This window comes from Arthrobacter sp. V1I9 (assembly GCF_030817075.1).
In the GTDB taxonomy this organism is placed as follows: domain Bacteria; phylum Actinomycetota; class Actinomycetes; order Actinomycetales; family Micrococcaceae; genus Arthrobacter.
Map to the genome: position 1 here is coordinate 2,808,516 of NZ_JAUSYU010000001.1, position 13,734 is coordinate 2,822,249.

Sequence of the window (13,734 nt, forward strand, 5' to 3'; positions counted from 1 at the left end):
AGTGGCTGGCAGCACCTGCGTCAGTCGATGAGCACCGGCTGCTTGTCACGGTCCGAAGTTTCAACGTGGCCCGCCACCTTCCCGCCTCGGTGGTTCAGCCAGTTGGCCACCGCCAGCAGCGCCACGAGTCCGAAGGTGCTCAGGAGCTGGGGACGGGAATCCTCGCCAATGAAGCCCACCGTGAAGATCGCCGCGAGGATCAGCAGGCCAAAGCACGTGAGCCACGGGAAGCCAGGCATCCTCAGGGGAAGCTCTGTCCCCTCGCGGTCGGCACGGAAGCGCAGCGCGAGCTGCGCGAGCAGTGCGGACGTCCACACCAGCAGGCAGGTCGAACCCACAATGTTCAGCAGGACGCCAAGGACCATCTCGGGGAACGCCAGCTCCAGCACAACGGTGACAACGCCGAAGGCAACGCTGGCCAGGACTGCAACCACCGGAACCCGGGCTTTGGATACGGAGGCAAGCAACCGTGGTGCTTCGCCCCGCTCGGCGAGGGAGTACGCCATCCGGGAGGCACCGTAAAGGTTGGCGTTGAGCGCGGAGAGCAGTGCCGCGACGGCGACCAGGGTGATGGCCGTGGCCGCACCGGGCATGCCGGCGGCGTCCAGCACCGCGGCGAACGGGCTCTTCAGCCCCTCCGAACCAACCGGGACCACAGCCGCGATGATGAAGATGGCGCCGATGTAGAACACCAGGATGCGCCACAGCACCGTGCGGACTGCTTTCTTCACGCTCCGGGCCGGATCAGCTGTCTCAGCCGCCGCCACGGACACAATCTCGGTGCCGCCGAACGCAAACGCCACCACGAAGAGCGCCGTGGCAATACCAGCGAAACCGCTCGGCGCGAAGCCGTCACCCATGAAGTTCGACAGGCCCGGCGACTGGACGCCCGGGAGCCAGCCGAAGAGCAGGGCAGCGCCCGCAGCCAGGAACGCGACGATTGCTGCCACCTTGAGCAGTGCAAACCAGAACTCGAACTCGCCGAAGTTCTTCACGCTCGTCAGGTTCACGGCGGTGAGCACCACGATGAACACGAAGGCCATCAGCCACACCGGAAGGGCCGGGAAGATGGTGGCCAGCAGGCCTGCCGCGCCGAGCGCCTCGGCCGCGATGACCACCACCAGCTGAATCCACCACAGCCAGCCCACGGTGGCACCGGCCACCGGCCCATAAGCCTTGGCGGTGTAGACGGAGAAGGCACCGCTGTCCGGGTTGGCCGCGGCCATCTCGCCGAGGGCCCACATCACCAGGATGATGAGGGTGCCGGCCACGAGGTAGGAAATCAGCACCGCCGGGCCGGCCGCCTGAATGCCCGCGCCGGAGCCGATGAACAGGCCCGCGCCGATGGCGCTTCCGAGCCCCATCATGGTGAGCTGCCGAGGTTTAAGGGCCGCGCCGAGCGCGCGCGCAGACGTCTTTGTCTGTTGTTCCATGGGGATTCCTCTAGATAGTAGGTGGAACGGAGTAATAAGGGATCAGAGAATGGTCAGGCTGTGTGGGCTTCGAGGAGCCGGAGCACGCGGTCGTTGGAGGCGGCATCGGCAACGGTGATCCGCACGCCGTCGCCCTGGTACGCCCGGACCAGGATGCCCGCGCCGTCGAACGCCTCCACGAGCCGCGCCCGGAGCTCCTCGTCGGCGCGGATCCACAGGAAATTGCCCTGGCTCGGCTGCAGGTTCCAGCCCTGGGCTGCCAGCTGCGCGGCCATCCGTGCGCGCTCCTGCTTCACGACGGCGACCCGCGACTCCATCTCCTCCCCCGCGTCCAGCGACGCGACGGCAGCCTTCTGGGCCAGCCCGCTCACCGAGAAGGGCAAAGCGGCCCGGCGCAGCCCCTCAGCAATGGCCGGCGCCGCGACCGCATATCCCACGCGCAGGCCGGCGAGTCCGTACGCCTTGGAGAAGGTGCGCAGAATGCAGAGTTCGGGTACCGGCGGTAGAGCTCCAAGGAATCGGGCCCGCTGCCTGCTTCGGCGTACTCCACGTAGGCCTCGTCGATCACCACGAGGATGTCGGAGCGAACAGCGCGCAGGAAGGCCTCGATGCGTTCGTGGCTGATCGGGACGCCCGTGGGATTGTTGGGAGAGCAGAGCAGGATCACCTTCGTACGCTCGGTGACGGCCGCGGCCATCGCATCAAGGTCGTGGCCCTCCAAGTGGTCCAGCGGAATGCGGACCGGCTGGGCGCCCGCCAGCTCCACCAGAATGGGGTACGCCTCGAAGGAGCGCCACGCGAAGACCACCTCATCCCCGGCGTCGCACAGCCCGGTGATGATCTGCTGCAGGACGCCCACGCTGCCGGGCCCCACCGCGACCTCCCCCGCAGTGACGCCCAAGTGCAGGGCAAGCCGTTCGCGGAGTTCGACGGCGGCGCTGTCCGGGTAGCGGTTCATGGTGCCGGCCGCCTCGGCCACCGCAGCGGCGGCAGCGGGCAGCGGCTCGTAATGGCTTTCGTTGCTGGCGAGGGCCGCGATGTCCGCGCCGGCACCCCGGCGGCCCGGGACGTAGGACGGAAGCCCGGCCACGGCGCCGCGAAGGGTGGGCAGCGCGGTGTCCGGCCTTGTCAGGAGTTGCTCAGGGGTCATGGGCACCGATCATGGTTGTGACCCGGCCCACATAGCAAGATACTCTTTTGTGCTTGGGACTTCTGCTCAACTTTTAGTAGCTCTGGTGAAAATATGACCATAACGAATGCGCGCACCCTCGATTCGCTCGACGGCCGGATCATCCTGGCCCTCGACAAGGACCCCGAAGCCAGCGCCCTGGCACTTTCCCGGACACTCGGCGTCGCACGCAACACCGTCCATGCCCGGCTGGCACGGCTGGAGCGCAGCGGCGCGCTCCGCTCCTTCAGCCGGCGGCTGGACCCCGCAGCGCTCGGCTATGAGCTCATGGCCTTCCTCTCCCTGGAAATCAGCCAGACGCGGTTCGGCTCCGTGGAGAGCGGCCTCGCAGCGATCCCGGAAGTCATCGAGGTGCACGCCACCACCGGCGACGCGGACCTCATGGCCAAGGTGGTGGCCCGCGGCACCGCCGACCTTTACCGCATCACCAACCAGATCCTGGAAATCGACGGGATCCAGCGGACCAGCACCGCCATCTCCGTCATGGAACTCATGCCGCCCCGGTACGACGGGCTCATCAGCCGCCTGTCCGAGCAGGAAGGCCGCCCCTCCGACTAGAAACAGGTTACGCCGGCCGCATCTTGGGCAGATTGTCACTTGCTGCTTCTTCTACTGCCAAAAGTCCCAGCAGTATCGAGCGGTATTGCAAACGTGAGACGCAGGCCACACGATTCCTGCATGACTTCACTTACCGTCTCAGGCCGTGTGGCACAGGTTCTCAGCAGCTACCTCAGCGATGTCTTCGGCGTTATGGGCAACGGAAACGTCTACTTCCTGGACGCCGCCGAAAAGCTGGGCCTCCGCTTCTCCCCCGTCCGGCACGAGGGCGCCGCCATCGCTGCGGCCGACGCCTACTACCGCACGTCCGGACGTCTCGCAGCGGGCACGACCACGTATGGACCCGGCTACACCAACGCGCTCACGGCCCTGGCCGAGGCGGTCCAGGCGCAGATCCCGGTGGTGCTGGTCACCGGAGACGCTCCGACCAGCGGTGCCCGGCCCCAGGACGTGGACCAAGCGGCCATCGCCACCGGCCTGGGCGCGGCCACCTTCACTGTCACCCGCGACGCCGCCGGCTCCATCACCCGGCAGGCGGTGGAGTACGCACTCACCCAGCGGACCGCCGTCGTGATTGCCATTCCCTACGACCTCGCGGCCCTCGAGGCTGAGGACGAGGAACTTTCCTCGCCCCTGGCTGCAAAGGTGGCGGACGACGGCGGCACTGATCTTGGACACGTGGCCCGCCTTATCGCCGAGGCCAGGCGGCCGCTGATCCTCGCCGGCCGCGGTGCGCACCTCGCCGGAGCCGGCCCGGAGCTCCGCGAACTCGCCGACCGGCTCGGCGCATTGACCGCCGGAACCGCCCTCGCGCTCAACCTCCTCAATGGCGAGGGGTATCTGGGCGTGGCGGGCGGTTTCGGCACTGACACCGCGGCCGAGCTCATGGGCGAGGCCGACGTGGTCCTTGTGGCCGGGGCGAGCCTGAGCCCCTTCACCATGCGCTTCGGGCACCTGCTCAGCCCGGACAGCACCGTCATCCAGATCGACACCGCCCTGCAGCCCACGAATGCCCGGGTGGACCTGTTCGTCCGCGCGGACGCCAAGTCCGCGGCGGGGCGCCTCCTCCGGATGCTGGACGGCGGACATTCGGGAGAAGCGTGGCGCGCGGAAGCCCGCAAGCGCGTGGCGGAAGGACCGGCTCACCACCCAGGGTCCGACGAAACCATTGACGGCAGGCTGGACCCGCGTTCTCTCGCCACGGCATTGGATGCCGTGCTGCCCGAGCGCCGCACGGTGGTCCAGGACGGCGGGCACTTCATCGGCTGGGCACCCATGTACTGGAACATCCCCCGGCCGCAGGACCTGGTGATGGTGGGGACCGCCTTCCAGTCCATCGGCCTGGGACTGGCGAGCGCCGTCGGGGCAGCCCGCGCGCTGGAGGACGGCCGCACCCTGGTGCTGGCCTCCGGCGACGGTGGTTTCCTGATGGGCCTGTCCGACCTCGAATCGCTGATCGGTGCGGCGAGCAGCGCCGTCGTCGTGATCTACAACGATGCCGCCTACGGGGCCGAGATTCACCAGTACAGTTCCCGGGGCCTGACAGAAAAACCGATGCTGATTCCCGAGGTGGACTTCAGCGGCATTGCCCGCGCGCTCGGTGCCGAGTCCGCGATCATCCGTTCCCTGTCAGATCTCGCCGCGCTTCAAGACTGGATCGACGCCGGCGCCACGGGAACCTTCGTTGCCGACTGCCGGATCACGTCCACCGTCCGGGCCCCGTGGCTGAGCGAGTGGATGGCGTCCTCGCAGGCAGCGAAGGCGGCCGTAGTGGGCTAAACACTCGGGCTATTGTTCCCGCGAGACCATCAGTTGGCCTTCCAGTCGGTGGCGAGATGAAGTCACAAAGCAAGCGATACAAACAAAACTATGCGTCTATAAGCCCCCGAACGGGACGAGCCAGCATAGTAGGGGAGGTAACGAAGCGAGAAAGTGTAATCCTCATTGTTCAGGGAACGGAGTATCAAGAATGGTCCGACGGCGACGTGCGGTTCCCCCCGGAGCAGCCGCCTCTAAGCGCTCCAGTGCTGAAGGAGAGCTGTTATCCACTCCGGCTCCGCACAATACAGTGAGAAGCGCTCCCACGCGCCAGCGAAACATATACCTCCTCTACGTCCACGGAATTGGGGCTGATCCCGAAATCAGCTACGTCAGCCGCACGTTGCCCATGTTGACCGGCGCGATAAACGATGTGCTGGGAGGAGACTGGGAGGCAACCACGTGCCAGACTGGGTGCCCCCACGGGGCGCCCATCGGTCATCGACACATGCAGGCGGTTCCCGGCGCAAGCCGCGTGAACCTTACTATTGATGCCCTCCACTGGCGCGACAGAGTCCCACGAGTATCGCGCTTTCGAGTTTCCTGGTGGGTCTTTCGGGCAACGTTAGCTCTAAGCCTGCTTTATCTCATAATGCCCTTCGCTAGGGCGCAGCGTGTTCTCAAGTGGTTTGAAGGCTTGGGCACCCGCCGCAAGGCAGTCGTGGCATTCCTCGCATATCTATTACTTATGGTCTTGATTCCGCTGGTCAGCATTTGGATCGCTATCCTTGTCCTACGCTCAGTGCTGATAATCCTCGCAGGTGTGATGGCCATGGTTGCATTGATGGTCTCCGGGAAGGTCAAGCTTGCAAGCGATGCCTTGGCGTGGTGCTCCGATGAAACATTTAGGGAGACCGTAATCAAGGATTGCGAGCGACGAGTCGCTCGGGCGAACGCCGATGCGACAATATTGGTCGGTCACTCCCAGGGCGGCTCAATTCTTACCGAGATGGTCCGCAATCAAACAAAACCGCGTAAGAACCAGAGCCTTATTACACTCGGTAGTGGACAAGCAATCCTTGCGACTCTCTACGAGGCGCGAAGTCATCCTATGCTGATTTGGCTGACCGCAATCGGTGCTGCCCTAACCATGTTCTTATTGTTCTTCGGCCTTCTGCTTGCGCCAAGCCAATTGGCACTACGCGGGTTGATCTGGATGGGGACAGCAGTCAGTGCGGTAGTGCAAAACCTCTGGGCATGGCCCCTCGCAGACGCCTTTAGGGTCGACACTACATACCGGGCCCTTGCCGATCAAACGAGGCTATTCGCGGACGACAATTTTCGAGGGGCGATCGTATCTTTGACGGAGCCGCAACTTATCCCACCTATCGAAATCCTCCTACCGATCGCCTTGTACAACGGTCTCCTTTATCTGCTGATCGTGCTAGTGGTGGTTCCAACGGGCCGGGCCATTATGGAACGCACACGCGCCAACGTGGAGGGGCGGGACCTAAGTGCCAACCGCGATCTGGTTTCCAAACCCCTTGAGGTTATGGGGCTCCCCACTCGTGTTGTGCGCATAGAGCAGACGGGCCGGCTCATGCTCGACCACACCTCGTACTTACAAAATCGGGTTTCGGTGATGCCAGTAATTGCGCGGCAAATTGATAACTTTGCGCGCCGACATCCTGCACCATCTATCGATATTCTCGATGCCGACTACGAACACAGACAGCAGCTTTGGGTCCTCCGACCCTTCCAATGGTTATTTGGACTTTCCCTGGTACTGAATCTCTCATTCGCTAGCCCCAGACTTGCAATAGCCAGCGCCATCAACTTCGTCGCCTTTTGCGTCATTTCTTCGCTCTCATTGGTGTATGCACGACACCTGCTCTTCCGAAATTCAGCATTAGGGCCAACGTCAGAGGAGGCATTCCTCGCCAAGAGTGGCCGTGCGCGCCGTGCCCGCAAGAGTTGGCGGCGAGCCCTCGTTCTGCTGGTGTTTGCAGTTCCCCAAGCCGGATCTCTCATAACGCCATATCAAGGCACATGGGAGTCCTGGGCGGCACCGGCGGAGGCGGCCTCGCTTGCGTCGGCGGTCCCAGCGGGTACTGGTGCCTTCTTTACGCTCACGTTCAGCGCTCTCCTGTTTGTCCGCGGTTCGCAGATTGCAAAACCCGTAAGCGTGATGGCGCTCTGTCTTTCAGCACAGGTTGTGCTGCTGATGGGTACGCCGATGGCCTTCTGGATCGCCGCCCTCCACTTCGTTCCTTTAATTTGGACTTGTTGGCCCCACCACCGAACTTTTGAGCGGGGTGCAGGTGAAGATGTTCACGCAACCTCAAGTCCGCAAGAAATGGCCGAACAGCACCAAGCGGGCTCAAGGGCCTTCCCACAGTCGGAGACGGTGCGATAAGCTGCCCCGTTTCCTGAATACTCTTGCGTTCGCGGTCGCGGCAGCGGTCGACGTCGCGGGGTAGCTAACCGCTGCCGGGGAAGGAACTCAACCAGGCAGGGCGTCCTGTCCAGCCGTAGGGGCTGACAACGACGGCCCCGGCTGCCTAACGTCGGTCACTTTGCGTAGGATCGCTCATCGGAGCACCGCCGCCCAAGGTCGAAGTCGCGCTTTTCTGCAGGGCGATTAGTTAGTCATCAGGTTCATCGGCCCGAGCCTCACAATCATCTGCACCCGGTTTGTCGTGAACCTTTTTCGGGATTTTACCCTCAACGTCAGCGGGCACGGGAGGGTCCTTCTCATCATCAGTAGACATAGGCCAAGCCTAAGCTGCACTCATTAGCCCCGCATGGACAACAACTGACGGCCGCCCCGGTACCGGGGTGGCCGTCAGTTTCAGTGCCCTGCCGGGTTACTGCTCCGCTTCCACGGCAGCCGCCTTGATAGCGTCCTTCTCGGCACGCAGAGCCTCCGCGTCGTGCTGTTCCTCGGCTTTTTCCTGGTGGATGACCGCTGCGAAGAGCTTCTCCATCTCTTTGGCCACACCGGCAGCTGACGCCGGGTTTTGGCCGGTCACCAGCCGGTCGTCAACCACAACCTTTTCCTCAAAGACATCGGCGGAGACGTGGGTTGCGCCCTGCTCCTCCAGCCGGTCTGCCAGGAAGAACGGGATGACCTTGTCCTTGCCTGCAGCAACCTCCTCGTCATTGGTAAAGGCGGCCACCTTCCGGCCCTCGACGAGGCGAAGCCCGTTCTCCAATTCCACGTTCAGCAGGCCGGCCGGTCCGTGGCAGACCGCTCCCACCAGGCCGCCCGCGTTGTAGACGCTGGCTACGAGGTTCTGCAAGCCCTCACTGTCGGGAAAGTCCCACATGGTGCCGTGGCCGCCCACGAGGTAAACGGCGTCGTACTGGTGGGGATCAACGACGTCGACGCGGGCAGTGTTGTAAAGGCCGGCGCGCGTGGTCTCATCCTCCGTGAAGGCAACCTGGATGGGATCTTTCGTATCCACCTCGTCGCGCGGGGGCTGGCCGCCCTGAATGGACGCAAAGTCGACGAAATGTCCGGAATCCCTGAACACCTTCCAGGGATGGGCAGCCTCGGCCACGTTGTAGCCGGTCTTCTCTCCCGTATCGCCGATCTCGGAAACGCTGGTCAGTACCATGAGGATTTTCTTCATGAAGTGCTCCTTTCGTCCACCTCCTACCCTACGCGCAGGCCAATTACAGCCCGTTCCATTGAAATGCGAATGAATCATCGAACGCGCGCATGTTGGAAGTATGCGCAGGTCAAGCGGCAGAACCTTCAAGGAACCCTCAAGAATGGCGCAAATAATCCTCTCGATGGATAAAAGCCCTTCCACATGGCGTTGCTGCTTTCTAAGGTGATTCCACAAGCTTGACGAAGGGGACGTTCTTGATGATCACTGAAGTGTCGGAGGACAGTGGCCGCAATGGAGCCAGGGCCGTGGGGCCTGTACGCCCAGGGAACCCATCTGCGGGCCTTAAAGCGAAATCCGCGGCAGCGCCAGCGGTCCGCCGGCCCCTTCCTGCTCCGCCAGGCAAAGGACCCACCGCCTCACAGGCACCCGCCAGGACCAGCGGCCGCGAGCGTGAAGTTCAGCGGCTGATTTACGATCTCGCCCTCCTTGCAGCCCGGCAGGACTCACAAAACTTCGAGTAGGGCCACCCGTGCCAGCCCGCAACCCAAAGCCAGCGGGCCGCCGTCGTACGTCCTTACTCACATCACCGTCGGCTTCCCCGGCCCGGGCTTGTGCTCCGCCCGCGCGATCTCAAAGCTCTCCTCGAACGGCAGCGAGTCCACGTCCAGCAGCGGGTTGTTGTCCTGCGTCTCCACCAGCTTCCGCGCCGCTTCCTCCGAGTCCACGCTGGGCATGGACCCGGGCAAGTGCCGCCCGGCCGATTCGGGCAGGAACCGGATGGCCACGGCGGCGATCGCGGCCACTGTAATGAGGTAGTACGCAATCGCCATGTCGTCGCCGGTCAGCCCGATCAGGGCCGCGATGATGAACGGGGCCGTTCCGCCGAAGATAGCCACCGCCAGGTTGTAGGCGATGCCCATGGCGGAGTAGCGGTGCTCGGTGGGGAACAGCGCCGGCAGCGCCGATGCCAGGTTCGGCACCGAAAAAGCCACCGGGAAGGCAATCAAGGCCAGGCCCAGCAAAGTCATGGGGACGCTGCCCACCGCTATCGCCAGGAACGCCGGAACCGCAAACACCACTGTGCTGAAGGCCCCGATCCACAACACCCGGCGGCGGCCGATCCGGTCCGCGAGAAGCCCGGTGAAGGGGATGCACAACGCCATGGCCACCAGGACCGGGATGGTCAGCAGCGTCCCGTCCACCTCGCTGTACCCCTTGTTGCTGGTCAGGTAGGTGGGCATGTAGGAGGTCAGGGCGTAGGCCACGGTGTTGGCGGCCGCCGCCAGGATCATGGCCAGCACGATCGGCCGCCAGTGCGCCTTCAGGATCCCGATCGGGCCCACGGGCCGGAGCTCCTCCCCCGTTTCGGGATGCTTGGCGGCCACGGCTTCGGCTTCCATAGTGGCCTTGAAGGCTGCCGACTCCTCGATCTTCATCCGGAAGTAGACGGCCACGGCACCCAGCGGCCCGGCCACCAGGAACGGGATCCGCCAGCCCCACGCCTCCATCTGCTCCTGGCCCAGCGTCAGCTGCAGGACGGACACCACCAGACCGCCCGCCGCAAAGCCAAGGTAGCTGCCCATGTCCAGGAAACTGACGTAAAAACCACGGCGCCGGTCCGGTGAATGCTCGCACACAAACGTCGTGGCTCCCGAGTATTCACCGCCGGTGGAAAAGCCCTGAACCAGCTTGAGGACCACCAGCAGCACCGCCGCCCAGATGCCCAGCACCGCGTACCCGGGAAGCAGGCCGACGGCGAACGTCGCTATCGCCATAAGCATCAGCGTCATGGCCAGCACCTTCTGGCGGCCGATCTTGTCGCCCAACCAGCCGAAGAAGATGCCGCCCAGCGGCCGGGCGATAAATGTGGCGCCGAACGTCCCCAGCAGGAACAGGTTCTGCACCGCCCTGTCCGCCTCGGGCAGGAACACCGGCCCCATGGTGGTGATGAGGTAGCCGAACACCCCCACGTCGTACCACTCCATCGTGTTACCCACGATGGTCCCGCCCAGCGCCTTCTTCAGCGTCCGGCGGTTGACCACGTTGACGTCCGATACCTGCAGCCGCCGCTTCTGCCCTTTGTGCTCTGTCATAGCCCGCTCACCGCCACCTCAATCTCCAGTCTGGGCACGCGCCGTCGAAATGTACGACGGCGGGCGCCCGCCACTGTGCCAACGTTCCCTACTGCCCCGGCGCACGGTAGGACGGCGTCTTCTTGGCGGCCTCGTCGATGTCCTCCACGGTGAGGAGCGGCTTCAGGCGGACGTTGACGCTCCCCGACGAATTGATCAGCAGCGACAGTGCTGCGGCGCTTGCATCGTCCGGCGCCTCAAAAACGCCCAGGACGTCGTAGTAACCAAAGGCGTAGTAGAAGCTTTCCAGCGTTCCGCCGACGGACTTCAACGCCTCCGCCAGGGCATCGCGCCGCCTGGTGCCGCCTTCCTGCATAAGCCCCTTGATGCCCTGGCCTACGTACGTTGCTTCAAACAGATACTTCGGCATGGTCTTTTCCTTCCGTGGACACGGGGCGGCTGACCCCGTTACCGCAGAAACTATGCCTCCGGCCACGGCCGGTCAATATGCCGTGATACCCATGCTGCGCGCACCCCTTTAAAGCCGCGTGCCGCCGTCGGGAATTTCCGACGGCGGCACGCGGCTTCAGCTTGGCGGGGTCAGCGCGCCTCCACCAAAGCGGCGCCCTCAGCGGAAGTGCCCGCCGCTACGTCCGCGAGTCGCAGCCAGGTGTCCACCACGGTGTCCGGGTTCAGGGAGACGGACTCGATGCCCTGCTCCACCAGCCACTCGGCGAGGTCCGGGTGGTCGCTGGGGCCCTGACCGCAGATGCCCACGTACTTGCCGCGTTCCCGGCAGGCCTTGATGGCCATGCTGAGGAGCTTCTTGACGGCGGGATCGCGTTCGTCGAAACCGGCGGACACAATGGCCGAGTCCCGGTCCAGACCCAGGGCAAGCTGGGTCATGTCGTTGGAGCCGATGGAGAACCCGTCGAAGTAGTCCAGGAACTCGTCGGCGAGCAGCGCGTTGGACGGAAGCTCGCACATCATGATCACCTCAAGGCCGTTCTCGCCGCGGCGCAGCCCGTTCTCGGCGAGCAGCTCGATCACGCCACGGGCCTCGTCCAGCGTCCGCACGAACGGGATCATGAGCTTGACGTTGGTCAGGCCCATCTCGTTGCGGACGAAGGACAGGGCCTCGCACTCCAGGTCGAAGCAGTCCCGGAAGGACGGCTCGAGGTAGCGGGAGGCGCCGCGGAAGCCGAGCATCGGGTTTTCCTCGTGCGGCTCGTAGGCGGGACCGCCGATGAGGTTGGCGTACTCGTTGGACTTGAAGTCGGACATGCGCACAATCACCGGTTCCGGCGCGAACGCGGCGGCGATGGTGGCCACGCCCTCGGCAAGGCGCTTGATGTAGTACTCGCGCGGGCTGCTGTAGGGCGGCGATCCGCTCCCGGATCTTCGCCTGCACGTCTTCCGGCTGGCTGTCCAGGTTCAGCAGCGCCTTGGGGTGGATGCCGATCTGTCGGTTGATGATGAACTCGAGCCGTGCCAGCCCCACGCCGTGGTTGGGCAGCTGGGCGAAGGTGAACGCCTGCTCCGGGGTGCCCACGTTCATCATCACCTTCACGGGCGCATCGGGCATCTTGGTGATCCCGGTGTCCTCCACCGTGAAGTCCAGCAGGCCCTTGTAGATGACGCCGGTCTCACCGTCGGCGCAGGAGACGGTGACGTCCAGCCCGTCGGACAGGATGTCAGTGGCCTGGCCTGTACCGACGACGGCGGGGATCCCCAGTTCCCGCGCGATGATGGCTGCGTGGCAGGTCCGTCCGCCGCGGTTGGTCACGATCGCGGAGGCGCGCTTCATGATCGGTTCCCAGTCCGGGTCCGTCATGTCCGCCACGAGGACGTCGCCGGTCTGGAAGGCGGCCATCTGGTCGATGGCGGTGAGGATGCGGACGCTGCCGGCGCCGATGCGCTGGCCGATCGCGCGGCCCTCCGCCAGGACCGGGCCGGTTTCGCTGAGGCGGAAGCGGGTCTGGGTGCCGGGGGCGCGGCGGGACTGCACCGTTTCCGGGCGTGCCTGCAGGATGTACAGGCCGCCGTCGATCCCGTCCTTGCCCCACTCGATGTCCATGGGCCGGCCGTAGTGGTTCTCGATGGCCACGGCGTGCCGGGCCAGCTGCTCCACATCCTCGTCGCTGAGGCTGAAGCGGTTCCGCAGGGAGGCCTCCACCGGGACGAAGTCGATGGTGCGGCCGATTTCCTGGCTGGCGGTGTAGGTCATCTGCAGGGCCTTCTCCCCCAGTCCGCGCTTGAGGATCGCGGGACGGCCGGCCTGCAGCGCCGGCTTGTAGACGTAGAACTCGTCCGGGTTCACGGCACCCTGGACCACTGCCTCGCCCAGGCCGTAGGAGGAGGTGACGAACACGGCGTCCTGGAAGCCGGACTCGGTGTCCATGGTGAACATCACGCCGGAGGCCCCGACGTCGGAGCGCACCATCCGCTGGATGCCCGCGGAGAGTGCCACGTCCGCGTGTTCGAACTTGTGGTGCACCCGGTAGGCGATGGCGCGGTCGTTGTAGAGCGACGCGAACACGTCCTTGATTGCGACCAGGATGTTCTCGATCCCCCGGACATTGAGGAAGGTTTCCTGCTGGCCGGCGAAGGAGGCATCGGGGAGGTCTTCTGCCGTCGCGCTGGACCGGACGGCCCAGGACAGATCATCGGAGCCGCCGTGCTTCTCCACCAGCTGCGTGTAGGCGTCGCGGAGCTGCTGCTCAAAGTCCGGAAGGAAGGGCGTCTGGCGCACCAGGGACCGGATGTCCTGCCCGGCAGCAGCCAGGGCGGTGACGTCGTCGGTATCCAGGCCCACCAGGCGGTCGGCGATCTGCTGGTCCAGCCCGGACTCGGCGAGAAAGTTGCGGTAGGCATCGGCAGTGGTGGCGAACCCGTCCGGCACCTGGACCCCGGCCGAGGTCAGGTTTTGAACCATCTCACCCAGGGAGGCGTTCTTGCCGCCCACCCGGTCCAGGTCCTTGAGTCCAAGTTCGGAGAACCACAGGATGTCTGTTGCCATAGTTACTGCTCCTTCGCAGGGGATATGTGCCAAGGCCCTGCTCCCGGCGGTGGCCGGTTGAGGGCAAAAGTCTCCTCCACATTGGCAG

7 protein-coding genes and 2 pseudogenes are annotated in these 13,734 nt (G+C 64.6%); 3 read left to right on the forward strand and 6 right to left on the reverse strand.

Annotated features, from left to right (window positions below; translation table 11 throughout):
- Positions 1–20 precede the first annotated feature (20 nt).
- Both QFZ70_RS13150 and hisC read right to left on the reverse strand, forming a co-directional pair.
- A complete protein-coding gene (locus QFZ70_RS13150; protein WP_307096193.1) occupies positions 21–1,433 on the reverse strand; it encodes an amino acid permease in 1,413 nt (470 codons plus the stop codon).
- A gap of 53 nt (positions 1,434–1,486) precedes the next feature.
- A pseudogene (gene hisC, locus QFZ70_RS13155) lies at positions 1,487–2,583 on the reverse strand (histidinol-phosphate transaminase).
- A 93-nt stretch (positions 2,584–2,676) separates the two neighbouring features.
- Here hisC and QFZ70_RS13160 point away from each other — a divergent pair.
- The 3 genes from QFZ70_RS13160 to QFZ70_RS13170 all read left to right on the forward strand — a co-directional run bounded on the left by QFZ70_RS13160 (position 2,677) and on the right by QFZ70_RS13170 (position 7,354).
- Complete coding sequence (locus QFZ70_RS13160) at positions 2,677–3,180, forward strand: Lrp/AsnC family transcriptional regulator (protein WP_307096195.1); 504 nt, start codon at positions 2,677–2,679, stop codon at positions 3,178–3,180.
- Between the two features lie 120 nt (positions 3,181–3,300).
- On the forward strand, positions 3,301–4,959 hold the full coding sequence (locus tag QFZ70_RS13165; protein WP_307096197.1) for a thiamine pyrophosphate-binding protein: 1,659 nt from the start codon (positions 3,301–3,303) through the stop codon (positions 4,957–4,959).
- Between the two features lie 727 nt (positions 4,960–5,686).
- A complete protein-coding gene (locus QFZ70_RS13170) occupies positions 5,687–7,354 on the forward strand; it encodes a hypothetical protein (RefSeq protein ID WP_307096199.1) in 1,668 nt (555 codons plus the stop codon).
- Positions 7,355–7,805: 451 nt separating this feature from the next.
- On the opposite strand, the gene QFZ70_RS13175 is transcribed toward QFZ70_RS13170, so the two are convergent.
- From QFZ70_RS13175 to ppsA, 4 genes and pseudogenes are all read right to left on the reverse strand, one after another.
- Positions 7,806–8,573 (reverse strand): type 1 glutamine amidotransferase domain-containing protein, encoded by a 768-nt coding sequence (locus QFZ70_RS13175; RefSeq protein WP_307096201.1) that lies wholly within the window; start codon positions 8,571–8,573, stop codon positions 7,806–7,808.
- A gap of 560 nt (positions 8,574–9,133) precedes the next feature.
- Positions 9,134–10,648, reverse strand: a complete 1,515-nt coding sequence (locus tag QFZ70_RS13180; protein WP_307096202.1) for an MFS transporter — start codon at positions 10,646–10,648, stop codon at positions 9,134–9,136.
- 88 nt (positions 10,649–10,736) lie between these two features.
- The gene (locus QFZ70_RS13185; protein WP_307096205.1) at positions 10,737–11,057 is read right to left on the reverse strand and encodes a GYD domain-containing protein; all 321 of its coding nucleotides are present in this window, start codon (positions 11,055–11,057) and stop codon (positions 10,737–10,739) included.
- A gap of 170 nt (positions 11,058–11,227) precedes the next feature.
- Positions 11,228–13,646 (reverse strand): annotated as a pseudogene (gene ppsA / locus QFZ70_RS13190) (phosphoenolpyruvate synthase).
- Positions 13,647–13,734: the final 88 nt, after the last annotated feature.

Bases quoted from the DNA above. Each gene is read 5' to 3' on its own strand.
- QFZ70_RS13150 (WP_307096193.1), bottom strand. From the start codon at position 1,433: ATGGAACAACAGACAAAGACGTCTGCGCGCGCGCTCGGCGCGGCCCTT.
- QFZ70_RS13185 (WP_307096205.1), bottom strand. From the start codon at position 11,057: ATGCCGAAGTATCTGTTTGAAGCAACGTACGTAGGCCAGGGCATCAAG.
- QFZ70_RS13170 (WP_307096199.1), top strand. From the start codon at position 5,687: ATGGTCTTGATTCCGCTGGTCAGCATTTGGATCGCTATCCTTGTCCTA.
- QFZ70_RS13180 (WP_307096202.1), bottom strand. From the start codon at position 10,648: ATGACAGAGCACAAAGGGCAGAAGCGGCGGCTGCAGGTATCGGACGTC.
- QFZ70_RS13160 (WP_307096195.1), top strand. From the start codon at position 2,677: ATGACCATAACGAATGCGCGCACCCTCGATTCGCTCGACGGCCGGATC.
- QFZ70_RS13175 (WP_307096201.1), bottom strand. From the start codon at position 8,573: ATGAAGAAAATCCTCATGGTACTGACCAGCGTTTCCGAGATCGGCGAT.
- QFZ70_RS13165 (WP_307096197.1), top strand. From the start codon at position 3,301: ATGACTTCACTTACCGTCTCAGGCCGTGTGGCACAGGTTCTCAGCAGC.